This window comes from Altererythrobacter sp. BO-6, assembly GCF_011047315.1.
Classification (GTDB): Bacteria; Pseudomonadota; Alphaproteobacteria; order Sphingomonadales; family Sphingomonadaceae; genus Erythrobacter.
The window spans coordinates 1531960-1555343 of record NZ_CP049259.1; the positions used below are offsets into that span (position 1 = coordinate 1531960).

General features: G+C 63.8%; 23 protein-coding genes. 9 read left to right on the forward strand and 14 right to left on the reverse strand.

Annotated elements, in window-relative coordinates; all coding sequences use genetic code 11:
* Window positions 1–212: 212 nt before the first annotated feature.
* The 8 genes from G6N82_RS07525 to G6N82_RS07560 form a co-directional block, all read right to left on the reverse strand.
* Window positions 213–1874, reverse strand: a complete 1662-nt coding sequence (locus G6N82_RS07525) for a serine hydrolase domain-containing protein (RefSeq protein ID WP_165195240.1) — start codon at window positions 1872–1874, stop codon at window positions 213–215.
* A 117-nt stretch (window positions 1875–1991) separates the two neighbouring features.
* Window positions 1992–2894 (reverse strand): LysR family transcriptional regulator, encoded by a 903-nt coding sequence (locus G6N82_RS07530; RefSeq protein WP_165195242.1) that lies wholly within the window; start codon window positions 2892–2894, stop codon window positions 1992–1994.
* A 127-nt stretch (window positions 2895–3021) separates the two neighbouring features.
* Complete coding sequence (locus tag G6N82_RS07535) at window positions 3022–3909, reverse strand: alpha/beta hydrolase (protein ID WP_165195244.1); 888 nt, start codon at window positions 3907–3909, stop codon at window positions 3022–3024.
* Between the two features lie 118 nt (window positions 3910–4027).
* Window positions 4028–4516, reverse strand: a complete 489-nt coding sequence (locus tag G6N82_RS07540) for a hypothetical protein (RefSeq protein ID WP_165195246.1) — start codon at window positions 4514–4516, stop codon at window positions 4028–4030.
* Between the two features lie 281 nt (window positions 4517–4797).
* Complete coding sequence (locus tag G6N82_RS07545) at window positions 4798–5496, reverse strand: VIT family protein (RefSeq protein WP_165195248.1); 699 nt, start codon at window positions 5494–5496, stop codon at window positions 4798–4800.
* Window positions 5493–7079: an L-aspartate oxidase gene (gene nadB / locus G6N82_RS07550; RefSeq protein WP_165195250.1), complete on the reverse strand. Its 1587-nt coding sequence runs from the start codon at window positions 7077–7079 to the stop codon at window positions 5493–5495. The genes G6N82_RS07545 and nadB overlap by 4 nt, the downstream gene beginning before the upstream one ends.
* 2 nt (window positions 7080–7081) lie before the next feature.
* Window positions 7082–7813 carry a class I SAM-dependent methyltransferase gene (locus G6N82_RS07555; protein WP_165195252.1) on the reverse strand — a complete coding sequence of 244 codons (732 nt, stop codon included), beginning with the start codon at window positions 7811–7813 and terminating at the stop codon, window positions 7082–7084.
* On the reverse strand, window positions 7810–8745 hold the full coding sequence (locus tag G6N82_RS07560; RefSeq protein ID WP_165195254.1) for an ABC transporter ATP-binding protein: 936 nt from the start codon (window positions 8743–8745) through the stop codon (window positions 7810–7812). Before G6N82_RS07560 ends, G6N82_RS07555 begins: the two co-directional genes overlap by 4 nt.
* A gap of 88 nt (window positions 8746–8833) precedes the next feature.
* Between G6N82_RS07560 and G6N82_RS07565 the strand changes: the two genes are divergently transcribed.
* Together G6N82_RS07565 and G6N82_RS07570 are read left to right on the forward strand one after the other, a co-directional pair.
* A complete protein-coding gene (locus G6N82_RS07565; RefSeq protein WP_165195256.1) occupies window positions 8834–9088 on the forward strand; it encodes a zinc-finger domain-containing protein in 255 nt (84 codons plus the stop codon).
* A gap of 88 nt (window positions 9089–9176) precedes the next feature.
* Window positions 9177–9614 carry a hypothetical protein gene (locus tag G6N82_RS07570; RefSeq protein WP_165195258.1) on the forward strand — a complete coding sequence of 146 codons (438 nt, stop codon included), beginning with the start codon at window positions 9177–9179 and terminating at the stop codon, window positions 9612–9614.
* Window positions 9615–9618: 4 nt separating this feature from the next.
* Here the strand turns inward: G6N82_RS07570 and G6N82_RS07575 are convergent, their stop codons facing one another.
* The 5 genes from G6N82_RS07575 to guaA form a co-directional block, all read right to left on the reverse strand.
* On the reverse strand, window positions 9619–10977 hold the full coding sequence (locus G6N82_RS07575) for a serine hydrolase domain-containing protein (protein WP_165195260.1): 1359 nt from the start codon (window positions 10975–10977) through the stop codon (window positions 9619–9621).
* 237 nt (window positions 10978–11214) lie between these two features.
* Window positions 11215–11583: a hypothetical protein gene (locus G6N82_RS07580; protein ID WP_165195262.1), complete on the reverse strand. Its 369-nt coding sequence runs from the start codon at window positions 11581–11583 to the stop codon at window positions 11215–11217.
* Window positions 11584–11792: 209 nt separating this feature from the next.
* Window positions 11793–12794 (reverse strand): nitronate monooxygenase family protein, encoded by a 1002-nt coding sequence (locus G6N82_RS07585; protein ID WP_165198051.1) that lies wholly within the window; start codon window positions 12792–12794, stop codon window positions 11793–11795.
* Window positions 12795–12863: 69 nt separating this feature from the next.
* Window positions 12864–13568 (reverse strand): endonuclease III, encoded by a 705-nt coding sequence (locus tag G6N82_RS07590; RefSeq protein ID WP_165195264.1) that lies wholly within the window; start codon window positions 13566–13568, stop codon window positions 12864–12866.
* A 9-nt stretch (window positions 13569–13577) separates the two neighbouring features.
* Window positions 13578–15152: a glutamine-hydrolyzing GMP synthase gene (gene guaA, locus G6N82_RS07595; RefSeq protein WP_165195266.1), complete on the reverse strand. Its 1575-nt coding sequence runs from the start codon at window positions 15150–15152 to the stop codon at window positions 13578–13580.
* Window positions 15153–15367: 215 nt separating this feature from the next.
* Between guaA and G6N82_RS07600 the strand changes: the two genes are divergently transcribed.
* The 3 genes from G6N82_RS07600 to G6N82_RS07605 all read left to right on the forward strand — a co-directional run bounded on the left by G6N82_RS07600 (window position 15368) and on the right by G6N82_RS07605 (window position 16924).
* A complete protein-coding gene (locus G6N82_RS07600) occupies window positions 15368–15670 on the forward strand; it encodes a UrcA family protein (RefSeq protein ID WP_165195268.1) in 303 nt (100 codons plus the stop codon).
* Window positions 15671–16037: 367 nt separating this feature from the next.
* Window positions 16038–16298 carry a hypothetical protein gene (locus G6N82_RS14860; protein ID WP_206520134.1) on the forward strand — a complete coding sequence of 87 codons (261 nt, stop codon included), beginning with the start codon at window positions 16038–16040 and terminating at the stop codon, window positions 16296–16298.
* A 194-nt stretch (window positions 16299–16492) separates the two neighbouring features.
* Window positions 16493–16924: a hypothetical protein gene (locus G6N82_RS07605; RefSeq protein WP_165195270.1), complete on the forward strand. Its 432-nt coding sequence runs from the start codon at window positions 16493–16495 to the stop codon at window positions 16922–16924.
* Window positions 16925–16937: 13 nt separating this feature from the next.
* Here G6N82_RS07605 and G6N82_RS07610 read toward each other — a convergent pair whose 3' ends face one another.
* A complete protein-coding gene (locus G6N82_RS07610; RefSeq protein WP_165195272.1) occupies window positions 16938–18491 on the reverse strand; it encodes a class I adenylate-forming enzyme family protein in 1554 nt (517 codons plus the stop codon).
* 149 nt (window positions 18492–18640) lie between these two features.
* Between G6N82_RS07610 and gyrB the strand changes: the two genes are divergently transcribed.
* From gyrB to G6N82_RS07630, 4 genes are read left to right on the forward strand one after another with little or no spacing between them, the layout of a single operon-like run.
* Window positions 18641–21127 carry a DNA topoisomerase (ATP-hydrolyzing) subunit B gene (gene gyrB, locus G6N82_RS07615; RefSeq protein ID WP_165195274.1) on the forward strand — a complete coding sequence of 829 codons (2487 nt, stop codon included), beginning with the start codon at window positions 18641–18643 and terminating at the stop codon, window positions 21125–21127.
* Complete coding sequence (locus G6N82_RS07620) at window positions 21124–21513, forward strand: hypothetical protein (RefSeq protein ID WP_165195276.1); 390 nt, start codon at window positions 21124–21126, stop codon at window positions 21511–21513. The genes gyrB and G6N82_RS07620 overlap by 4 nt, the downstream gene beginning before the upstream one ends.
* A gap of 19 nt (window positions 21514–21532) precedes the next feature.
* Complete coding sequence (locus tag G6N82_RS07625; RefSeq protein WP_165195278.1) at window positions 21533–22618, forward strand: AI-2E family transporter; 1086 nt, start codon at window positions 21533–21535, stop codon at window positions 22616–22618.
* A 10-nt stretch (window positions 22619–22628) separates the two neighbouring features.
* Window positions 22629–23363: a M50 family metallopeptidase gene (locus G6N82_RS07630; RefSeq protein ID WP_165195280.1), complete on the forward strand. Its 735-nt coding sequence runs from the start codon at window positions 22629–22631 to the stop codon at window positions 23361–23363.
* The last annotated feature ends 21 nt before the right edge of the window (window positions 23364–23384 follow it).

Sequence of the window (23384 nt, forward strand, 5' to 3'; positions counted from 1 at the left end):
GGGGAAGATACGCCGATCAGATGGACTGTCAAATGGTCGTCAAATTCTTGTCGCCTCCGTACAACTCGGCTGACTGCCGCGACCGCACAGCCTCATTAACTAACAATGCAAGCGGTCCGGATTGCCTGTCCGGGCAAGAATCCATCGCGACTCGCAAAAGGCGCACATCGCCGATTGCGCCATGGCCTGTGCGGGAAGGACGTCCGGCCCGATCAGTCGCCTGTATCGGATCGCTCCAGAGCCATTTCCTGTCCGCCCTGGCCGATCACTGCGCCGGTCACCTTGCCATCCACCACGGTCAGCGAAACGGTGGCATCGACGCCTTGCACGGCAAACAAGGTCTCGCTTTGCGGAACCAGCGTCAGCGAGGGCTGCGAATTGAGTTTGGCGGTCAATTCGCCGCTGGCGCTTACCGCAAGCAGCAGTGTGCCGATTTCGCTGGTGTATGTGCCGACATAGCTGGCCAGCAGTTCCGGCTCGATCACCACGGCCGGTGCGGTTGAGACCGGCCCGGCCCAGTGCGAAATTTCCGCCTCGCTCGCGCCGTCCTGGTACATCGCCATCTGGAGCACGTCGTCAGCCCCGCGGCTGATGGCAAACCAGGTCAGGCTGGACGGGCCATAAAAGAACCTGTCCCCACCAGCCGGAAAGACTTCCCGCTCGCCTCCGCCAGTGCGCATAGTATAAAGCTTGCCATCGCGCTCATAGAACTTGCGTCCTTCGTTATCACTGATGCGATATTCCCCAAGCAGAGGCGCAACCGCATCCATATCGAGCGGGACCTTGGCAAGGGCTTCGAACGGCTCACCGATGGCTAAGGCCGCAACCTTTGCCATCAGCGTATTGGCTGACACTTCGGGTGAATCCGTGTTGTTGAAGACCGCAACAAAGACATCGTGATCCGGCAGGTAAACGCTGGCGGTGTTGAATCCATTGATCCCGCCGCCATGGCCGATACTGGGCCGACCGCGAAATTCGCTGTTATCAAGCCCCAGTGCGTAATTGATCGTCTCGCCATTGGCGAGCGTGCCACGGCGAGTCATCTCGCCGTACATGTCAGCACCCAATACCTTGCCGCCATGCAGGGCATTGGCCCAGGCAGCCAGATCGATCACATTGCCGCGCAAAGCGCCGGCAGCGCCTGGCACGCTGGCATCGATCGGGACCGCAAGCTCTGCCACACCATCATCGCCGGTGGTATAGCCGGTTGCCATCTCGCGCACAGCCGCTTCGTCGGCAAAGCTGCGCAAAGTCGCCAGGCCGAGCGGCTTCGAAATCCGCGCTTCCACTGCTTCATACCAAGGCTTCCCGGTAACCGCTTCGATCACCGCACCTACCAGTATGTAACCGCTGTTGTTGTAGAGATATTGCTCGCCGGGGGTGAAATCCAATGGCCGATCCTTAAACACCGCGGTCAGTTCCGCAGTGGTCCAGTGGCGGCTCATGTTGGCTTCATTCATGAAACCGGGGATCGAGGTATAGGAGGCGATGCCCGAGGTGTGATTGAGCAGTTGCCGGATGGTCACGTTGGCCCCCGGCTCGGGATATTCCGGCAGGAACTTCGACAACGGGTCATCGAGCGAGAGCGACCCCTCCTGCGCCAGCTGCAAGATCACCGCAGCGGCAAACTGCTTGGTAATCGATCCGAGCCGGAACTGTGTTTCAGGCGTGATGGGCGCGCCCTGCTCGATATTCGCCATGCCCCGTGCGCCGACGAAAACATTCTGCGCATGTTCCGTGACGATCACCGATACGCCTGGTCCATCGGCGGGAACGCTTTCTTCCAGCAGGGCTTCGACCTGTTCGGCAAAGCCGTCGGGAACAGCCAGGGCCTGGCTGGGCAGCAGTGCGATTGATGCCAGCAGCGCGGCCACGCGAATCCGTTTTAACAAGGCAATTCTCCGGCTTAGTGTATTACTACAATATGCCACTACTAGAGGGTGCCCCGCCCGTTACGCAAGGCCAATTTTGCACTAGTTCCCAAAGCATTGCTAAACGAACAGTCTGTCGCCTTTCAGCGATCTGGTGAAGTGTTCGATGAAGGCGCGGGTGCGGGCATTGGGTGGCCGGCCATCGGGATAGACCGCGTGGATCGGCAGCACGCCTCCCGTCCACTGTGGCAGCAGCCGCCACAGCTGGCTGCGTTCGATCGCGTCCCGCACCAGCCATAGCGGCACCAGCCCGATCCCGACCCCCTCGATCAGCGCGGCAAGCGCCGCTTCGGAACTGTCGGTGCGGAGCCGGGCATTGGGCATGACCTCGCGGATTTCCGCGCCGCGCTCCAGCCGCCAGCTCTCGTGAGTCATGTCCGGCCCGATAAAGGCAATTGCCGGCAAGTCTGCCAGGCCGTCGACCGTTCGTGGCGTGCCTGCCCGGCTGATCAGGTCCGGCGCGCCGCACACCACCATCGGCACATCGCCCAGCTTGTGCGCCTGATCCGTCCGGCGGCGCGGCATGCCGATTGCCAGTGCCAGATCAGCTCCGGCTTCGCCCAGTCCGCGCGGATCGTCCGACAGTACGAGGTCGACATCGATCTCGTCATGCTTTTCCATGAAGCGACTGACGCGCGGCACCAGCACGAAGCGGCCTAGCGAAACCGGGGCAAACAGTCGCAGCCGCCCGCTCAGCGCCTCGGCGCGGGCGCCGACCGATTGCTCGGCCTCTTCCAGCGAGCGCAGCACTTCGCGGGCCTTGGCGAGGAAAGCGCGGCCTTCGTCGGTCAGCGAGAACGAGCGCGTTGTCCGCGCGATCAACCGTGCACCAAGGTGCTCTTCCAGCTCCGATAGACGGCGGCTGATGGTCGGCTGGCTTTGCTTTTCTTCGCGCGCGACCGCGCTGAAGCTGCCGCGTTCGGCAAGACGGACGAAAACCCGGCAGGCGGCAAGAAAGTCCATTACGGCGGCTATTTATCCAAAATATGCATAAAAAGCACGATAATCATGCGATTTATGCATATCGGGAGTATAACCTAATCAAATCCTAACGGAATTTTCGCTGCCTGAGCGCGCTGACGGGCGCCTGTCAGGCCGCGGCCCTGGCATGCTCCGCAATGTCACGCGCCAAGGTCTCGACCATTTCGACCGGCAAATCATGGCCCCAGCCGGGATAGGTCTTGAGTTTCGCCCCGGACACATGCCGCGCGGTGTCGTGACCGTGATCGACCGGCACCAGCGGGTCATCCTCGCCATGCAGCACCAGAGTGGGCGCAGTTACCGATGCGAGCCGCTCGCGGCGCGAACCATCGGCAAGGATCGCCGCAAGCTGGCGCACGAAGCCTGCCGGATAGACACTGCGCCGCACGTTTTCAGTCACGCGCCGGCGCAACTCCTCCTCGTCAGCACGGTATGCCGGGCTGCCGATCGCACGCGCGATATTCATGCCGTGCGCAACAAGCGCATCTTCCTCCATCGACCTGGGCCGCCGGGTGAGCGCCCTGACCGCGTGCGCGCGCGACCGCGCCAGCGAGCGATGCCCGGTGCTCGAGAAGATCGAGGTCAGCGACGCCACCTTTGCGGGATGCGACATCGCCATGTGCTGCGCAATCATGCCGCCCATCGACGCGCCGACCACATGCGCGCGCTCGATCCTCAGCGCATCGAGCAAACCGATCCCGTCGCGCGCCATGTCCGCCAGCGAATAGGGCGAACGCAGGGGCAGCCCAAGCCGGTCGAAAATGACCATCCTGAGGATGCCGGGGGCCTTCGCCCCTTCCATCTTCTGGCTCAGGCCGATGTCGCGATTGTCATAGCGGATCACATGGAAGCCATGGCCCGCCAGCGCCTTGACCAGATCGATCGGCCAAAGCGTCATCTGCGCGCCCAGGCCCATCACCAGCAGCATCGGTGGATCGGACGGATCGCCATGTGTGTCGTAATGAAGAGTTATTCCATTCGCTTCGGCTTCGGCCATACTTCTCGCAACCCGTGCAATGCAGTTCCGCGCCGCGATTTGCTGCGGCGCGGATGCCTGCATCCTTGGCGAAGTTGCACCACCTCTGCAAGCCGGGTGGGCAAGGCCTGCAACGCGATCAGCCGCCCAGCACTACCAGCCTCTGCTCCGCCCCGTTCGAAGCGAGCCGGGCTTGCTCCGACTGTTCGAGCTTGGCCGCCAGCCGGGCATGGTCAAGCTCGTCGCGGGCAAAGATGACATTGGCCAGGAACTCGGCGTCGCGAACGCCGCTCACGGGTGCCTGGTTGAGATCGCGCAGCATGCGCACGGCGCGGTATGCGATCGATCTTGCGGCTGTGCCGGTCGAATTGCTGTAGGTCGAAAGGTCGGTCGGCCTGCCGTTCTCGTCCAGGCGGAAACGAATCTGGACGATGCCGGATTCGATCCGTCCGTCTTGCCTGTACGAGGCATTCCGAAGGTTTCGGTCAAGGTCCGACGATACGTCGTCCTGCCACTGTTCGAACGCCGATTGCGAGACGACGTAGATCGGCGCATCATCGGCGAGAGCAGGGGAAACGGCGGCAAAAGCCAGCGCCGCCGGAAGCGAGATTTTGAAGAGAGTTTGCATCGGATCATCCTTTCCATTTGGGGGATGACCGACCGGTTTAACCATGGGGGGCGAGCCCAGTCCCAACGCCTAACCGCAGTATCAACGGCCGATCCGGAAGCGCGGGATATGGGGGTAATCGGGGGGTCGTGCCCGCGCTTCCTGACCCATATCTTGCCCTTGTGCACCTTCGCGGCAATCACGGATCGGCAGGCGGCGTTTCCATTCTGCCGATCACGTGTCACTTCCCACGAGCGGGCAATCTTGTCCGACGAGCGGCGAAGCCTGTGCAGGACGGTTCGTTAGGCCACCGCGGTTCCGAATAACGCGCCCACCCCCGCGGTAACCGCCATGGCCGCCGCGCCCCAGAACACCACCCGCAACACGGGCCTGAGCATCGGTGCCCCGCCGGCGCGCGCGCCCAGCCCGCCGAGCAGGGCGAGGAACACCAGCGAGGCAGCAACCACCGCTATAACCAGCGTTTCGCGCGGTACGAGGATGACCGTGACCAGCGGCAGCGCGGCGCCCACGGCAAAGGTCGCAGCGGAAGCCAGCGCCGCCACCAGCGGGCGGGCCGTGGTCAGTTCGGAAATCGCCAGCTCGTCGCGCGCATGCGCACCCAGCGCGTCATGCGCCATCAACTGGCGCGCCACTTCATCGGCCAGCTCGCCATCGAGCCCGCGCTCGCGATAGATCGCGGCGAGCTCTTCATGTTCGAACTCGGGCTGGTCAGCCAGCTCCTTGCGTTCGCGGGCGAGGTCAGCTTTTTCCGTGTCCGATTGCGAGCTGACCGAGACATATTCGCCCGCCGCCATCGACAGCGCGCCCGCCGCTAGCCCGGCCGATCCGGCGAGCAGGATTACCGGCTTGTCCGCCGCCGCTGCGGCCACGCCCACTACCAGGCTGGCGGTCGAGACGATGCCATCATTCGCGCCCAGCACTGCCGCCCGCAGCCAGCCGATGCGGGTGATATTGTGCTGTTCGGAATGCAGGCGGCTCATGGCACCAGCACCGTATCGCGCGCCACCGGCAATGTCTCGGGGTAATCGAGCGTATAATGCAGTCCGCGGCTTTCCTTGCGTGCGAGCGCGCTCTTCACGATCAGCTCGGCCGATTGCAGCAGGTTCCGCAGTTCGATCAGGTCAGTGGTGACTCGGAAGTGCCCGTAATAGTCGTCCACTTCCTCGGTCAGCAGCTTGATCCGGTGCGCCGCGCGCTCGAGCCGTTTGGTGGTGCGCACGATCCCGACATAGTTCCACATGAAGCGGCGGATCTCGGTCCAGTTCTGCTTGATCACCACTTCCTCGTCGGGATCGGTGACGCGGCTTTCGTCCCAGTCCTTGATTGCCGGGGGCGAAGCCAGATCGTCCCAGCAGTCGAGGATGTCCTTCGCCGCCGCTTCGCCGAACACGAAACATTCGAGCAGGCTGTTGGAAGCCAGGCGGTTGGCACCATGCAGCCCGCTTTCGGTGCATTCGCCCGCGGCCCACAGCCCGGGCAGGTCGGTCCGCGCGTCGAGCCCGATCAGCACCCCGCCGCAGGTATAATGCTGCGCCGGAACGACCGGGATCGGCCCCTTGGTCATGTCGATCCCCAGTCCCAGCAGCTTCTCATGGATCGTCGGAAAATGTTCGCGCACGAATTCGGGCGGCTGGTGGCTGATGTCGAGATGGACGTAATCGAGGCCATAGCGCTTGATCTGGTCGTCATTGGCGCGGGCCACGATATCGCGCGGAGCCAGCTCCATCCGCTCCGGGTCATACCGCTCCATATAGCGCTCGCCGGTGACCGGGTTGAAAAGCCGCCCGCCTTCGCCCCGCACCGCCTCGGTGATCAGGAAGTTCTTGACGTCAAGGTTGTAGAGGCAGGTCGGGTGGAACTGCATCATCTCCATGTTGGAGACGCGGCACCCGGCGCGCCAAGCCATGGCGATCCCGTCGCCCGTGGCGCCGCGCGGCGCGGTGGAGAACTGGTAGACGCGCCCGGCCCCGCCGCTGGCGAGGATCGTGGCGCGCGCCACATGCTTTTCGACCTGCCCGGTCGCCTCGTTGAGCGCATAGGCGCCCCACACATGCCCGTTGCCGGAGAACCGTTCGCCGTGCCGCCCGGTGATGAGGTCGATGCAGGCACGGCCGGGCAGCAGCGTGATGTTGGGATTTTCCTCGGCCGCCTTGAGTAGCGCGGCCTGCACCGCCCAGCCGGTCGCATCGGCGACGTGGACAATGCGGCGGTGCGAATGCCCGCCCTCGCGGGTGAGGTGGAGATCGGGGCCATCGCGATTGAACGGCACGCCCAGTTCGATCAGCCGCTCGATCGATTGCGGCGCGTTCTCGATCACGAATTCCACCGTCTCGCGCCGGTTGAGCCCGGCGCCCGCCACCATGGTGTCACGGATATGGTTCTCGAACGTGTCGCCGGCATCGAGCACTGCGGCGATCCCGCCCTGCGCCCAGGCGGTACTGCCCGAACGCAGGTCGCCCTTGGCCAGCACCAGCACGCGTTTCGTTTCCGCCAGCGCCAGCGCGGCGGTGAGCCCGGCTGCACCCGAACCGATGATAAGGACGTCGTGGGTCGCTTGCGTCATGGCTAGCGCGCTATCACCAGCCGATAGCCCATGTCACGCACTTCGGCATCCAGCAGTGCGGCGTTCTCGCGCGCCCAATCCCCGCTACGTAAATCGGCTGCGAGCTGTTCAAGCCCGGCCTCAACGCCGACCAGCTTCCAGAACGACGAGCTGCCCTTGCGGATACGCGGATCGAGATAGGCTTCGGGCCGGCGCCAATAGGCATAGAGAAACCCGTCGCTGCAATCGTGCGGGACCGGCACGGTTTCGATATCGACCGGGCCTAGATGGCGTTCATAGAAATCCAGCGGGGGCATCTGGTCCTCGTCAAGCGTGACAAGCTGCGGCCAGTATTCCATCTGCCATGCGCCCCGGAATGCCGGATCGAAGGTCAGCAACACGACCGGACCGCGCGCGACCCGGCGCATCTCGGCCAATCCCTTTGCCTGGTCGGACCAGTGATGGATTGTAAGGACCGCCATGGCCGCATCGAACGATTTGTCAGCAAAAGGCAGGTCTTCAGCGCTGCCCTGCACCGCCGGTGCGCTGCCGGACGGGCGCTGCGCGATCATTTCCGCCGAGGGTTCAAGCGCGGTTACGTCGCGATCGATCGGCTCATAAGAGCCCGCGCCCGCACCGACATTGAGCACGCTCTGCGCATCGCCCAGCGCGGCGTGAAGCTGCGCAGCGATGCGCAGATCGGGGCGGCGCAGATTGGCATAATCGACCCCGATCGTATCGTAGAGCGCACTCACCCCGCGCTCGTCAGCTGTACGAACACATCCTCCAGGTCGGGCTCGCGTGTGGTCACGTCTTCGATGATGTAACCATGCTCCTGCACCTTGGCCAGCACCTGCCCCGCGCTCGCCTGGTCGCGGTTATAGGTGATCTCCAGCACGCGCGGCTCGACCAGCTCGGCCTTGTGGAAGCCGGGCTCGACGATCGGCCCGGCTAGCTCCTTGTCGACCGTGACGCGCACGATCTTCTCGCGCGCCATCTCGATCAGTTCGCGGGTCGGCTTTTTCGCGATCAGCTCGCCGTGGTTGATGATCGCGATCTGGTCACACAATTGCTCGGCTTCCTCGAGGTAATGGGTGGTCAGCACGATGGTGACGCCATCGTCATTGAGCCGCGTGACAAGTTCCCACAGCTGCTTGCGCAGTTCCACGTCGACGCCGGCGGTCGGCTCATCCAGCACCAGGATCGGCGGCGCATGGACCATCGCCTTGGCCACCATCAGCCGCCGCTTCATCCCGCCCGACAGCGTGCGGGCATAGGCATTGCGCTTGTCAGACAGCCGCACCGCTTCGAGCAGTGCCTCGCTGCGGCGCAAATGCTTGGCGATGCCATAGAACCCGCCCTGGTTTTCCAGCACTTCGAACGGGGTGAAGAACGGATCAAACACGATTTCCTGCGGCACGATCCCGATCGATGCGCTGGCGTTGCGCCGGTCCTGGTCGATGTCGAACCCCCAGATCTCCGCGCTGCCGCCGGTCTTTGTGACCATCCCGGCAAGGATATTGATCAGGGTGGACTTGCCCGCGCCATTGGGGCCCAGAAGGCCGAAGATCTCGCCTTCGGGCACATCGAAACTGACGCCTTTGAGCGCCTCCTTGCCCGGCGCGCCCTTGATCCCGGCATAGGTCTTGCGAAGATCGTGGATCGAAATGGCGGGCGGTGTGGTCATGGCCCAGCGCACTAAGCCTTTCTGCGCTGTCTGCAAAGGGGTGCTGACCCGTTGCGAATCCGGCGCGTTCCGATTATCGGCAGGTGCCATGAGCATAGCCCCACCCGAAGTGATCACTGTCGAAACCGCCCGTGTCAGCTGCGACGGTGCCAGCGGCATCCGTGGCGGTGCGAATTATCGCCCGGCCGCGCTGGGCCATCCGCGCGTGTGGCTGCAGATCGACGAACATGGCTATGTCGATTGCGGCTATTGCGACCGGCGCTTCGTGCTCAAGGGCGGCCCGGCCGACGGGGCCGACCACGCCAGCCTGCCCGACATTTCCGAAGGCGCCAGCCCGCAATAATCGGCGCGCGTGCTGTCGCGGCTCATCGCCGGTTCAGCAATTTGTGATATAGTCCAAGCACGAAACCCGCTTTGCAAGGAGTCGTGCCATGATCCGTATTTTGCGCCCCGCCCTGATCGCCACCGCCGGACTGGGCTTGATTGCCCCGCCGCTGGCTGCGGCGGATGAGCCGCAACAGGAACAAACCGAAGGCGAGCAGGAACTGGCCAAGCTGCTTGAAGGCCGCGTGGCCGGTGAGCCGGTCCGCTGCATCAATACCTTCGGCAACCAGAACCTGCGCATCATTGACGAAACCGCGCTGGTCTATGGCCGCGGCGACACGATCTACGTCAATCGCACCAAGCATCCCGAAGACATCGACGATGACGAGATCCTGGTGATCAAGCGGTTCGGAGGCTCGCAATTGTGCCGGCTCGACAATGTCACCACGGTCGACCGGTTCAGCCACATGTTCTCAGGCGTGATCTTCCTTGACGACTTCGTGCCCTATACCAAGGTCAAAGAACCGAAGGACGGCGACGGCTGACCGATTACTCGTCGCTCTTCACGAAGATCGAGCCATAGGAATCCATCACGGTCCGGCCTTCTTCGCGGCGGATCGTGATTTCCCCGCCCTCATCGGGATCGACGAAGCGTTCCGGCCCGACCGGGACCATGCGAAAAGTATAGCCATTGGGCGTGCGACCGATCAGGTCAGCCCCGTCAACGCTGAAGCTCACCGCAACCTCGGCCTTGCCTTGCTCGACGTAATCGCCGGCGAGCCGGGCCAATGCATCGCCTGAAAGCGCGAAGCGGGTCTTGACCTCGCGTGGCTCATGCGGCCAGCCATAGGCGCGCATCGCCGTGCGCATGATGTCGCCCAGCACAGTCCAGCCGCCCGGCGCATTGGTCAGCACCACGATCGCTTCGTCGCGCGCCGGATAGGCGTTGAACTGCGTGCGATAGCCGCGGTTGCCGCCGCTGTGGGAGAAGCGCAGTTCGCCCTTGCCGCCAACGTCGACCACCGACACGCCCAGGCCATAGTCGTCCTCAACCACGCGCAGGACTTCCGCCGCAACCGCCGGATCGATCCCGGCGGAGCCATCGCCCTTCGCGGCCCGCATCAGGGCATGAGCAAAGCGGCCATAGTCGGCGGGCGTGGTCCACAGGCCAGCCGCCGCGGATTCGGGATAGCTGTTCCACCCGCCAGGCACCGGCCCGTCAAAGCCGTCCTGCGCGCGCGCGACATCGGCAGCGGGCGGCTGCAGCGCAAAGCTGCTGTGCGCCATGCCGATCGGGCGAAGCACCAAGCGATCCATCAGCGCAGCGAAGCTTTCGCCGCTCACCGTTTCCGCCCACAATTGCGCCAGCGTATAGCCGCCGCCTGAATAGTTGAACGTGCCGATTTGCGCCGGATCGATGATCACCGGGCCAGTGTTGGACCCGCCCGCGCCCAGCACCACGCCCAGCGTTGTCGGCACTGTCTCGCCTTCGGCATAGCCGGGAAAACCGGAAACACTGGCGCCATTGGTGTGTGACAGCAAGCCGCGCAATGTCACCTTCACACCGCCAGGATTTACGGCGCGCGGATCGAGCAATCCGGCAAGCGCAGGCATGATATCAGCATCAAGGCTGAAGCCGCGCTCGCGCGCCAGCGCCGCGATCCCGACCGATGCGACGGCCTTTGACATCGATGCGGCCTGGAACAGCGTATCCGGGCCGCCGCTATCGGCGCCATAGAAGCCCTGCCAATGCGTTTCCCCGCCGCGCATCACCGCCACGGCAACGGCAGAGACGCCCTGGCTCGCCATGCGCTGTGCGATTGTGAAAGCCGGATCATCCTCGCCCGCAAACTCGGCTGCCCGAAGCAGGCGGGTCTCGATCGCGACCTGCTCGCCCGGGAGTGCCATGTCGCCTTGCTGCATTGGGTCGGCAGGCGGCTCGTTTGACGCCTGGGTAGGTACCGCCAAACCGAACGCGATCAGCGCGGCAATGTGGCGGAGATCAAAGGGCTTCCGGACAGCGGGTGTAAGACAAGTCATTTCCGGCGCTTAAGCGTGACTACGGTTGTAGACGTAAGCGAATCGACGGACCGAGACTCTTGATCGACGAAACGAAAGCTCGCGTTTCTCGCGCCGGCCAACGGCTCAACGCAATGTCGGCAATTCCGTCGCGAACTGGTGATAACGCTCCAGCACAGTGTCAGAAATCGGCGCATCGCGATCCCATCTGCGGGTATCGAAGGCGCGTGCCGGGGTTTCCGGCAAGGGTTGCTCCACGGCGTCCCTTCGCACAGCATATATGCGGCCAATCATCGGGCTATGCTGCGGCATTGCCGCATGCGATGCTTGCTCACCGATAGCCCTCGGCAGGTCGATTTGCACCACTTCGATCGCGTGAGGCTGCCACGTCTTTGCGGACAGATCGCCCAATAGGTGGCCTGCGTCGTGGTGCGTAGCCAGCACCAGGCAGACGGCGGCCATCACCAGGCAACCGAGGAAGAGTAGCACGACCATGTCCCGTCCTTTCCGGATACCGGCACAGTCATGGCTGCACCGGAACCCGGCAATCGAAAAAACAGACGGCGCTACAGCCTGGCTGCGATTGGCTCGGCTCTTAGCGGCAAGCCTGAAACTGAGCGCCCAGTTTCCCGACTTACAGGGCCACAAACTACTGGTAAATTCGTAGGACTGCGTAAGCGTTTGTCAGCATTGATGGGCCGTCATCAGGCCTTCGCCATCACATTCATCCGCGCAAGGATATCCTCGGCTTCCTGCATGATCCGGTCGATCAGTTCCTTGCAGGTGGGGATGTCGTTGATCAGGCCCGCGACCATGCCGCAGCTCCATGCGCCGGCATCCATGTCGCCTTCCATCATGATCCGTGGATAGACGCCGGCGACCTGTTCGATGATGTCCTCGAACTTGAGGTCGGCACCCTTTTCCTTTTCGATCCGCAGCAATTCCTCGACCGCGTCGTTGGTCATGACGCGCTCGGTATTGCGCAGCGGGCGCATGACCAGCCGCGTGTCGAGTTCGGATGCAGCGACAATCGCCTTCTTCACGTTTTCGTGCACCGGCGCTTCCTTGGTGGCGATGAAGCGGGTGCCCATGTTCATGCCTTGCGCGCCCATCGCCAGCGAAGCGACAAGGCTGCGCCCGTCAGCCATTCCGCCGGATGAAACGAAGGGGATCTCCAGTTCGTCCGCCGCGCGCGGCAGCAGGATGAAATTGGGCACGTCGTCTTCGCCCGGATGCCCGCCGCATTCGAAGCCGTCGACGCTGACAGCATCACAGCCGATCGACTGCGCCTTGAGCGCGTGGCGCACGCTGGTGCATTTGTGGATCACCTTGACGCCTGCGTCCTTGAAGTAGGGCAGCACCTGCACCGGGTTGTTGCCGGCGGTTTCCACCACCTTCACCCCGCCTTCGATGATGACCCGCACCAGCCCGGGATAGTCGGGCGCATTGACCGTGGGCAGGAAGGTCAGGTTCACGCCGAAGGGCTTGTCGGTCATGTCCTTGCAGCGCGCGATTTCATTGGCGAGTTTTTCCGGCGTGCCTTGCGTCAGGCCGGTAATGATGCCGAGGCCGCCCGCATTGGACACCGCCGCCGCCATTTCCGCAAAGCCGACGAAATGCATCCCGCCCTGGATAATCGGGTGCTGGATGCCGAACATTTCGGTGATGGCGGTTTTCATGTTTGTCTCTCCCGTGGAACGCGTGATTGGCCGGGAAACAAGCGGAGATTCGGGCGCGTGGCAAGTGCGCTTTTGGCAGGCCGCGAAGCCGTAGCGTTAGATCGGTCGCGTGCCGGTGTCGCAATCGCTGCGCGCCGGGCATCCGTGGCATTCGGGCTTGCGCGGGCGGCAATAGGTCTGCCCCAGTTTCTTCAGCAGCAAGTGGTGTTCGTCCATGTCTTCGGCTGACCATTCGGGCGGCACGATCGGCATCAGCGCGTCATAGGTTTTCGCCGTATCGGCCTTGGCAGGCACGATCCCCATGCGCTGCATGACCCGGCGGTGATGGCCGTCGATCACCATTGCCTTGCGGTTGAAGGTGCTGGCGTTCATTACCCCCGCACTGTTCTTGCGCGCGACGCCGGGAAGCTGTTCGAGCCATGCCATCGCCTGTGCTGTCTCAAGGTTGGAGAGATGCCGAAGGTCGACCGCGCCGCGTTCGGCGATGATGGCATTGAGGCAGTCCTTGAGCCGCTGTGCCGCGACGCTCGGGAAGGTCTGCCGCTGAAGCCGCGCTTCGAGCTCTTGGGCGGGAGTCGCCGCAACCGCTTCCCACGATCCGTATTCGGCGAGCAGGCCGTCGGTCGAGGCATTGCTGGCGGCGGTCTTGGTCTGCGCGCCGATCACGCCGTGGACCAGCACCCATTCGGGCGAGCGGCGCTTGTCCGGCGGGCGGATGATCCGCCCGAACCGCCCGATCAGCGCGGTGTGCAGCCGACGGAGGGTGTCCGTACGAGGATCAGTGCCGAGTGGAAGTTGCACGCCTCGGCGTCACTCCCACTCGATCGTCCCCGGCGGCTTGCTGGTGTAGTCATAAACCACGCGGTTGATCCCCTGCACTTCGTTGACGATGCGCGTCGCGCAGCCGGTCAGGAAATGCGGGTCGAACGGGTAGACGTCGGCGGTCATGCCATCGGTGCTGGTCACCGCGCGCAAGCCGCACACGCTGTCATAGGTGCGGTAATCGCCCATCACGCCGACGGTGCGGACCGGCAGCAGCACGGCAAACGCCTGCCAGATCGCGTCATAGAGCCCGGCCTTGCGAATTTCGTCGAGGTAGATCGCGTCAGCCTTGCGCAGGATATCGCAGCGCTCTTTCGTGACTTCGCCGGGAATGCGGATCGCCAGGCCTGGTCCGGGGAAGGGATGGCGGCCCACGAATTGCTCGGGCAGGCCCAACTCGCGGCCCAGCGCGCGGACCTCGTCTTTGAACAGTTCGCGCAAAGGCTCGACCAGCTTCATGTTCATCCGCTCGGGCAGGCCGCCGACATTGTGGTGGCTCTTGATCGTAACGCTTGGCCCGCCGGTGAAGGACACGCTTTCGATCACGTCAGGATAGAGCGTGCCCTGCGCCAGGAAATCGGCGCCGCCGATCTTCTTCGCCTCAGCCTCGAACACGTCGATGAAGGTCTTGCCGATGAACTTGCGCTTGGCTTCGGGGTCGGTGACGCTGGCGAGGCCGCTCATGAACTGTTCCTCGGCATCGACCACCACCAGCGGGATATTGTAGTGGTCGCGGAACATGGTTTCGACCTGCTCGCGCTCGTTGAGACGCAGCAGGCCATGATCGACGAACACGCAGGTCAGCTGGTCGCCGATCGCTTCGTGGATCAGGATCGCCGCGACCGAGCTGTCGACCCCGCCCGACAGGCCGCAGATAACCTTGCCGCTACCCACCTGTTCGCGGATCTCGCGGATCTTGGTCTCGCGGTATGCGGCCATGGTCCAGTCGCCCGGCAGGCCGCACACCTTGTGCACGAAATTGGCGAGCAGCTTGCCGCCATCGGGCGTGTGGACGACCTCGGGGTGGAACTGCGTACCGTAGAATTTGCGGCGCTCGTCGGCAATCACCGCGAAGGGCGCGCCATCGGAAATGGCGACGATTTCGAAGCCGGGCGCGAAGCGGGTGACCTTGTCGCCATGGCTCATCCACACCTGGTGGCGCTCGCCGACGCTCCACAGCCCTTCGAACAGCGCGCAATCCTTGGTCACGGTCAGGAACGCGCGGCCGAATTCGCCGCCTTCACCGGTTTCGTGCCCGGGGCGAACTTCACCGCCGAGCTGGTGGCTCATCACCTGCTGGCCATAGCAGATGCCAAGGATCGGCACGCCCGCTTCGAACAGCAGTTCGGGCGCGCGCGGTGATCCTTCCTCCGGCACTCCGGCGGGCGAACCCGACAGGATAATGCCCTTGGGCTTCAGGCGGTGGAAAGCGGCCTCTGCCTGCGAGAAAGGGGCGATTTCGGAATAGACCCCGGCTTCGCGCACGCGGCGCGCGATCAGCTGGGTCACCTGGCTGCCGAAATCGACGATGAGGATGGAGTCGGGAATGTGCTGCTGGTCCATGTCGGCCCGTTAAGGATGCGCGGCCAAGCTGTCCAGCATTCGCCGCGCCCTTTGCACGACTGGCAAGGCCCGATTGCAGTTTTGGCAATGCCTGTAGCAATCTTCGCAACTGCAGCATCGGGAACGCTGCACTGCACCATGAGTTTTTGTTTGCAACCCGGGCCTTCGCGCGCCCGGTCGAACATTCTACCAGGGCATTCCATCAGGAGTTTTACATGCGTCTCGTTCTTGCTTCTGCCGCAGCGGCACTCGCACTGGTCGCCGTTCCGGCCACTGCCAACACCGACACCGTTGAGGTGCGCGTCGCCTATGGCGATCTCAACCTCACTACCGCTGAAGGCCGCGCCGCGCTCGATCAGCGTGTGCACCGCATGGCTGTAAAGGCGTGCGAAGTGGCCGATCCGTTGGGTCGCGCCCCGGCCAAGACCGACTGGAACTGCGTCGCCGCCACCAAGCGCGCCGCACTGGCACAGGTCGAGCGGAACGACGCACCCCGCACTGCGATGGGCGCCGACTAAGCCTCTCGCACAAGCTTTCAAAGCTTCCTCCCGGCCGGCCCTCGTTCAGCAGAGCGGGGGCCGGTTTCTCATGTCCGCAGCAAGGCGCGACTTAGTTGCATTTCACGCAACACATTTGAGCGTTTTCTCATTTGTGTTTAAAAGAACGAAACATTATTTCTTGTGCATCGCAGCAAGGCAGGGCTTTCTCTCCCCCCTTCCAGGCCGCGATGCCAAGGCCTTGCCGGGATCTCTCCCCTCCCAACCCGGCAATTGGCCAGCCCGGTTGCCAGCGCCCCTCTCCCCTCCCGGGCGCGTCCGGATCCGCTGAAGCCTGCCAGGGCGCAGGGCCGGATCGGCAAAAGGCAACCAGCGCAGCGAGCGAGGCGTGGTCGCCACCAGTCCCCCCAAACCCGGTGGCCACGCCTCTCTCGCAAATGCCGCCGCGCATTGCGGTGCGGCCGGCAAGGCCGGGATCAGTTCGCGCTGTAACCATTGGCGCGAGGCCCGCGAACCAGCCGGTGACGCCGCCATGACGGCCAAGAACACAAGAAAGGAAAACATCATGCAGAATATCGCAGAAAAGCTCTTCTCGCTGATCGCCGCGATCAGCCTGAGCGGACTGATGTTCAACGCCGTAATCGTCTGAGGCTTGCCCTGGCCTCAGGCCGCAGAGGCGCGGCCGCCCGTCTTGATCTCCCCCCTCCTACGGACGGCGGCCGCGTCTCATCGCAATTCATTTTCCGGGAAACAAGCGCCGTTGCACTGCTACATCTGCAGGCTTGCACCTGGCCGCCGCGTGATCTCTTGCAGCGCGATATCGCATGCAAGGAAAGAAGCGGGATGAACACCAAGGTCGCCTTTACCGGATTACTGGCACTCACTCTGGCGCAAACGGCTCAGGCGCAAAGCCAGCCGGTCCACTGGGCCGAAACCCGCAGCGAAGCGCAAGCGCAGGTCGCTTTTACATTGCCGCTGGGCCATGCCCGCAGTGCAGCGCGCACCGCTCCGCGGGTCGAGTTGATGCTGCGGCAGGGCACCCCGTCGAGCGAATTTGCGATCATCGATCACGCCGAGCAGCAGCGCTGGCAAGAACGCCGGATCGGGCTGACGCTGAATGACAGCCCGCGCCTGATGCTCAATGGGCGCGAATTGCAGACTATGGAGCGCAAGCACGGCGTGAGCGATGTCGTGCTGATTGCCGGCGGGGTCGTGCTTGCCCTGGGGATCGGCGCGCTGATCGCCTACGATGCCATCGATGACGCGAGCGAATAGCGCACGATTACGGTCAGAATTGCTCGCCTGACCGGGCAACCAGTTCGCGCAACTCGGTCTTGAGCAGCTTGCCGATGTGGCTGCGCGGCATTTCCTCGATCGGATAGAGCGCCGCGAGCCGCTGGGTCTTGCCCAGGCGGGCATTGACGGCGTCGCGGATCGTATCCGGATCGCGTGCACCATCGCCCAACCGCACGAAGCCCACGGGCGTCTCGCCCCAGCGCTGTGACGGCACGCCCACAACCGCCGCTTCGAGCACGTCCGGCTCCTTGTCGAGCTCGGCCTCGAGGTCACTCGGGAAGATGTTGAACCCGCCAGAGATGATCATGTCCTTTGCGCGGCCGACCAGTTCGACGAAACCGTCTTCATCGACCCGCCCGATATCGCCCATGCGTTGCCACACGTCGCCCGTTTCGGGATCGGTCCAGTAACCCTCGCGAGTCTTTTCCGGCTGGTTCTTGTATCCGCTCATCATCGTCTGGCTGCGGCCGATCAGGTTGCCCGGCGTACCCGGCGGCACCGGCCGGTCATCATCGTCCAGCACTTTCAGTTCGCTGCCCGGCGCGGGCCGGCCGACGGTGTGCAGCTTGCCCGGGAAATCGTGGCACGGCAGCAGGCACACCACCCCTCCTTCGGTCATCGAATAGATCTCGATCAGCCCGCCCGGCATGCGCCGCAACACCTCTGCCTTTAGCTCGGCGGAGAAGGGCGCGCTCGTGCAGTATTTGAGCTTGAGCGCCGACAGGTCGAACTGGTCGAAGCGCGGCTCTGCCATCAGCCGCTGGTATTGCACCGGCACCAGCATCGTCACGGTCACGCCATGCGCCTGCGCCCGCTCGAGCCATTCCAACGTGTTGAACTTGCCCATGATATTCACTGTCCCGCCCGCCAGCAGCACCGGCAGGAAGGCGACCATGGTCGTGTTCGAATAGAGCGGCGTCGAGGCGAGCGAGCGCACCGGAATTCCTGCGCCGAGATAGCTTGCCGCGGTGGGCGCGAACTGGCGCCAGCGCATCTGGTGCGAATGGACGATGCCCTTGGGAATGCCGGTAGTGCCGCTGGAATAGATGATGTTGAACGGATCTTTCGGTGCCGGTTCGAACGCCGGTGCACGGGTGCCGGACGGGGCCATCCAGCCCGCCAGATCCTCCAGCGCCACATGGCCCAGCTCGGGCAGGAAATCCGGCCCCAGCTCTTCGCGTTTCGCAGCATCGATGAACAGGTGCCGCGCGCCGCTGTCTCGCGCCATGCCGATCAGCTGTTCCTTCGAAGCGCTGGTGGTGAGCGGCGCTGCCACCCCGCCTGCGCGCACCGCAGCGAGGAACACCAGCGCGTAGTTGATGCAGCTTGTGCCCAGGATCGCCACCGCCTGCCCGCTTTCAAGGCCCGTTGCGACCAGCTGCGCCGCGATCCGCTCCACATTCTCGTCAAGCTGTGCCCAGGTCAGCTCGCGCTCCCCATCGCACAGGGCAGGGACGTCAGGCTGCGCCAGCGCCCAGGCCTTGAGAACGGCAGAAAAGTCCCCGAATTCGGCACTCAGCAGCGCCCGTGCATCTGCGTGATTCATGCGCGCGTTGATAAGCGGGCGGGATGCCCAAGTCGAGCGGTGGAAAACCGCCCGCAAACTGGCCTGAAAGCTTGGGATTCGCCCCTGCCGCGCCTATATGATGGGCATGTCGGAAAACTCTGAGAACACCCCCTGAAAAAACCGTCCAGATGGGCGAATATGGCGCAGATTCGATCAAGGTCCTGAAAGGCCTCGATGCGGTGCGCAAGCGCCCCGGCATGTATATCGGCGACACCGATGACGGCAGCGGCCTACACCACATGGTGTTCGAGGTTTCGGACAATGCCATCGACGAGGCATTGGCGGGCCATTGCGACCTGGTGCTGATCGAACTCAACCCGGACGGCAGCGTCAGCGTGGAAGACAACGGCCGCGGCATCCCGGTCGATATGCACAAGGAAGAAGGCGTGTCGGCGGCCGAGGTCATCATGACCCAGCTGCATGCCGGCGGCAAGTTCGAGAACACCAGCGACGACAACGCCTACAAGGTCTCGGGCGGTCTCCACGGCGTGGGCGTGTCGGTGGTCAACGCGCTCAGCGAATGGCTGGAGCTGACGATCTGGCGCGACGGCAAGGAGCACTGGATGCGCTTCGAGCATGGTGACGCGGTCGCGCCGCTGGTGGTCAAGGGCGACGCGCCGAAAGTCGAAGGCAATTCGGACCCGAACGGGTTCAAGAAGGGCACGCGCGTCACCTTCAAGGCCAGCCACGACACCTTCAAGAACGTGACCGAGTTCGATTTCGACAAGCTTGAGCATCGCTATCGCGAGCTCGCCTTCCTCAATTCGGGCGTGCGCATCCTGCTGCGCGACAAACGCCACGAAGAACCACTTGAGCATGACCTGTTCTACGAAGGCGGGATCGGGGCATTCGTCAGCTGGCTCGATCGCAACAAGCAGCCTTTGATCGCTGCGCCGATTTCGGTTTCGGCCGAGAAGGAAGGCATCGGCATCGACGTGGCGCTGCAATGGAATGACAGCTATTACGAAAACGTCCTGTGCTTCACCAACAACATCCCGCAGCGCGATGGCGGCACGCACCTCGCCGCCTTCCGTGCGGCGCTGACGCGTACGCTCAACAATTACGCCACCGCGTCAGGGCTGATGAAAAAGGAAAAGGTCAGCCTGTCGGGTGAAGACATGCGCGAAGGCCTGACCGCGATCGTCAGCGTCAAGCTGCCCGATCCCAAATTCGGTTCGCAGACCAAGGACAAGCTGGTCTCTTCCGAAGTCCGCCAGCCGCTGGAAAGCCTAATGGGCGAAAAGATGAGCGAGTGGCTGGAGGAAAACCCGGCTGACGCCAAGGCGATCATCCAGAAGATCATCGACGCCGCCGCCGCCCGCGAAGCGGCGCGCCGGGCCCGCGAGATGAGCCGCAAGGGGGCGATGAGCGTCGCCAGCCTGCCGGGCAAGCTGGCCGATTGCCAGGAACGCGATCCCGCCAAGTCCGAACTCTTCCTGGTCGAGGGCGATTCGGCAGGCGGATCGGCCAAGCAGGGGCGTGACCGCAAGACGCAGGCGATCCTGCCGCTGAAGGGCAAGATCCTGAACGTCGAGCGCGCCCGGTTTGACCGGATCATCAGCTCGAAGGAAGTCGGCACGCTTATCCAGGCGATGGGCACAGGCCTGCGCGACGAGTTCAACCTGGAAAAGCTGCGCTATCACAAGATCGTGATCATGACCGACGCCGACGTCGACGGCGCGCATATCCGCACGCTGCTGCTGACATTCTTCCACCGGCAGATGCCGGAGATCGTCAAGGCGGGGCATCTCTTCATCGCCCAGCCGCCGCTCTACAAGGTCGCCAAGGGGCGCAGCGAGGTCTATCTGAAAGACCAGGCCGCGCTGGACCGTTACCTGGTCGATGCCGGGCTGCAGGGCCGCGTGCTGGAAAGCGTTACCGGCGCGCGTTCGGGCGACGATCTGCGCGCTCTGGTCGATCATGCGCTGCGGCTGAAGAACCTGCTCGCCTTTGTGCCGCGCAAATACGACAGCGCGATCATCGAGCAGATGGCGCTTTCCGGCGCGCTCGATCCTTCACTCGATCCCGCCACCCGCGCGCAGGCGCTGCAGTTTGCGGCCCAGCGCATGGAGCTGGGCGATCACGAAGCGAAATGGTCTGCCCGGATCGGCGATGATGGCGTGGTCCGGTTCGAACGGCTGTGGCGCGGGGTCACCGACGTCCACGAGATCGAAGCCAAGTTCCTGGTCAGTGCCGAAGCGCATAAGCTGCACGCCCTCGCCGGCAGCCATGCCGAAACCTATGCCCGCCCCGCGCGACTGGTGAAGAGTGGCGCCGAGCCGGAGGCTGTGCCGGACGACGATGTCGAGGCTGACGACCTGCCGCCCGCCACCGGAGATGGCGGCATCATGCGGCCCACCGAATTGCTCGAAGCGGTGCTCGCGGCCGGGCGCAAGGGGCTGTCGGTGCAGCGCTACAAGGGGCTGGGCGAGATGAACGCCGAGCAGCTGTGGGAGACCACGCTCGATCCGGAAAATCGCGCGTTGCTGCAGGTCAAGGTCGAGGATGCCGATGTGACCGACGAGATCTTTACCCGCCTGATGGGCGATGTCGTCGAGCCGCGCCGCGAATTCATCCAGGACAATGCGCTCAACGTCGCGAACCTCGACGTGTGATCCAGCTACTTGCCCAGGGCTGCATCCTGATTGCAGCCGGATGGCTTGTCTGCGTCAGCCTGATCGCCCTGGTCGTGCCTGAAACGGCCCGGCGCGGCCTGGCCAGCATGGGCAGCACCGCGGCAATACAGTTTGGCGAGCATATTCCCCGTGCCGTTGTCGGAATTGCCTTTGTAGTGAGAGCAGCCGAGTCCAAGGCGCCCCTGCTGTTCACGATCGGCGGCTGGTTCCTGCTGGTAACATCGATCGCGATCATGCTGGCGCCGCGCCACTGGCATGCCCAATATGCGCGCTGGTGGGCCGAGCGAATTCCGCGCTGGGGCTTTCGCATGGCAGCGCTTGCGGCTCTTCCAGCCGCCGCGGCAATCGCTTATGCCGCGCTTTAGAGACTCACGGGAGTAGCCGATGACTGAGCAGACCGAGCGCGACGGATACGAGCATTTGGGCTTTGTCGTGCTGCTCGCGCTGCTGACTGCGGGTGTCGTGTTCGTGGTCTGGCCGTTTGCATCGCCGGTGCTGTGGGCGGCGCTGGCTGCGATCATGTTCCAGCCGCTCTATCAGTGGTTCCTCAAGCGAACCAACAACGGCCCCAACAAGGCCGCGATCGCCAGCCTGCTTTTCATCACCTTTGCCGTATTGCTGCCGGGACTGTTCATCGGCAGCCTGATTGTCGACCAGGCGGCCGGAGTTGTGATCGCGTTCCAGGAAGGCGATCTCGACGTGGCGGCGTGGTTCACGCAAATATTCGGCGTGCTGCCGGCGCAGCTGCGCGAGCCGCTGGAGGAGATGGGACTCGCCAATTTCGGCGACGTGCAGAAGCGCGCGCAGGAACTTCTGGCCGAAAGCGCCGGGATGATCGCGCAACAGGCGGTTGCGATCGGCGGCGGGCTGTTCAGCTTCGTCCTGTCTTTCCTGATGGGGCTTTATGTCACCTATTTCCTGCTCCGCGATGGCAGGCCGATCAGCCAGGCGATCCTGCGCGGACTGCCGCTCGAATATGCCATCGCCAAGCGGCTGGCAGAGCGGTTCATTGCGATCGTGCGCGCCACGATCAAGGGTTCGGTGGTGGTCGGCATCGTCCAGGGTGCGCTCGGTGCGATTACCTTCTGGATCGTGGGCGTACCCGCTGCGTTGCTGCTGGGGCTGCTGATGGCGATCTTCTCGCTGCTGCCGGCGGTCGGCACGGGCATCGTCTGGGTGCCGATGGCAGCATACCTGCTCGCCACCGGGTCCGTGTGGGAGGGGGTCTTCGTGATCATTTCCGGCGTCGCCGTGATCGGCATGGCCGACAATGTGCTGCGCCCGATCCTGGTCGGCCGTGACACCGGCATTCCCGACTGGATCATCCTGGTCACAACACTCGGCGGGATTGCCACCATGGGCCTGGCCGGGGTGGTGCTGGGGCCGCTGCTGGCAGGCCTGTTCCTCGCCAGCTGGTCGATCGCGCAGGAATATCTGCTGCACCACAAACTGGCAGAATCCGAAGAGTAGCCGGGCAGCGATGCGGCGCGTTGCCCCCGGATCGCAGGCCGAGCAGGTCGGCCGACTTTTCCTCGCAGCGGTGCTGGTGGTGTTCGCGCCGCACCTGCCCTTCGGCAATTACCTGATCTATCCCTTCATGATCCTCGGTACCTGGTTCCATGAGATGGGCCATGGTCTGGCGGCATTGGCGCTCGGTTACGATTTCGACCGGTTGCTGATCTTCGCCAACGGGTCGGGCCTGGCGGAAAGCCGCACGCCTGCCGATGCGCCGGCGATCGCGCGCGCGCTTGTCGCCGCGGGCGGCCCGCTGGGGCCCAGTTTCATCGGTTCGGCGCTGATCCTGGCCAGCGCCCGGCGCAAACTGTGGCGCCCGGCGCTGATCATGCTCGCCGCCATTATTGCACTGTCGACCCTGATCTGGGTCCGCACACTGACCGGCTGGATCGTGCTGCCGCTGATCGTAGCCGCGGTGGGTTTGCTGGCATGGCGCGGCGGTGACGGGCTGGTCCGCTTTGCCTTGCAGTTTCTCGGCATGCTGGCGGGCCTGAGCATGTTCCTGAGCTGGGATTACCTGTTCATGGAGAGCGCCGTGATCGACGGCCAGCTGATCCTGTCAGACACCGGCGCGATCGCCGCCAACCTGCTGTTGCCGCATTGGGTCTGGGCGATGCTGCTGACAGCATGCGCCGCGCTGATGATCGGCGGCAGCCTGCGTTACGCACTGCGCCAACGAGCCGCCCCCAGACTGTCTTGAGTTTGCCGCACGCGCGCGCCA

Excerpts from the sequence above, each read along its gene's own strand:
- G6N82_RS07530 (WP_165195242.1), bottom strand. The coding sequence starts at position 2,894 with ATGGACTTTCTTGCCGCCTGCCGGGTTTTCGTCCGTCTTGCCGAACGC.
- G6N82_RS07535 (WP_165195244.1), bottom strand. The coding sequence starts at position 3,909 with ATGGCCGAAGCCGAAGCGAATGGAATAACTCTTCATTACGACACACAT.
- G6N82_RS07540 (WP_165195246.1), bottom strand. The coding sequence starts at position 4,516 with ATGCAAACTCTCTTCAAAATCTCGCTTCCGGCGGCGCTGGCTTTTGCC.
- G6N82_RS07545 (WP_165195248.1), bottom strand. The coding sequence starts at position 5,496 with ATGAGCCGCCTGCATTCCGAACAGCACAATATCACCCGCATCGGCTGG.
- nadB (WP_165195250.1), bottom strand. The coding sequence starts at position 7,079 with ATGACGCAAGCGACCCACGACGTCCTTATCATCGGTTCGGGTGCAGCC.
- G6N82_RS07560 (WP_165195254.1), bottom strand. The coding sequence starts at position 8,745 with ATGACCACACCGCCCGCCATTTCGATCCACGATCTTCGCAAGACCTAT.
- G6N82_RS07565 (WP_165195256.1), top strand. The coding sequence starts at position 8,834 with ATGAGCATAGCCCCACCCGAAGTGATCACTGTCGAAACCGCCCGTGTC.
- G6N82_RS07570 (WP_165195258.1), top strand. The coding sequence starts at position 9,177 with ATGATCCGTATTTTGCGCCCCGCCCTGATCGCCACCGCCGGACTGGGC.
- G6N82_RS07575 (WP_165195260.1), bottom strand. The coding sequence starts at position 10,977 with ATGGCACTCCCGGGCGAGCAGGTCGCGATCGAGACCCGCCTGCTTCGG.
- G6N82_RS07580 (WP_165195262.1), bottom strand. The coding sequence starts at position 11,583 with ATGGTCGTGCTACTCTTCCTCGGTTGCCTGGTGATGGCCGCCGTCTGC.
- guaA (WP_165195266.1), bottom strand. The coding sequence starts at position 15,152 with ATGGACCAGCAGCACATTCCCGACTCCATCCTCATCGTCGATTTCGGC.
- G6N82_RS07600 (WP_165195268.1), top strand. The coding sequence starts at position 15,368 with ATGCGTCTCGTTCTTGCTTCTGCCGCAGCGGCACTCGCACTGGTCGCC.
- G6N82_RS07605 (WP_165195270.1), top strand. The coding sequence starts at position 16,493 with ATGAACACCAAGGTCGCCTTTACCGGATTACTGGCACTCACTCTGGCG.
- G6N82_RS07610 (WP_165195272.1), bottom strand. The coding sequence starts at position 18,491 with ATGAATCACGCAGATGCACGGGCGCTGCTGAGTGCCGAATTCGGGGAC.
- gyrB (WP_165195274.1), top strand. The coding sequence starts at position 18,641 with ATGGGCGAATATGGCGCAGATTCGATCAAGGTCCTGAAAGGCCTCGAT.
- G6N82_RS07625 (WP_165195278.1), top strand. The coding sequence starts at position 21,533 with ATGACTGAGCAGACCGAGCGCGACGGATACGAGCATTTGGGCTTTGTC.
- G6N82_RS07630 (WP_165195280.1), top strand. The coding sequence starts at position 22,629 with ATGCGGCGCGTTGCCCCCGGATCGCAGGCCGAGCAGGTCGGCCGACTT.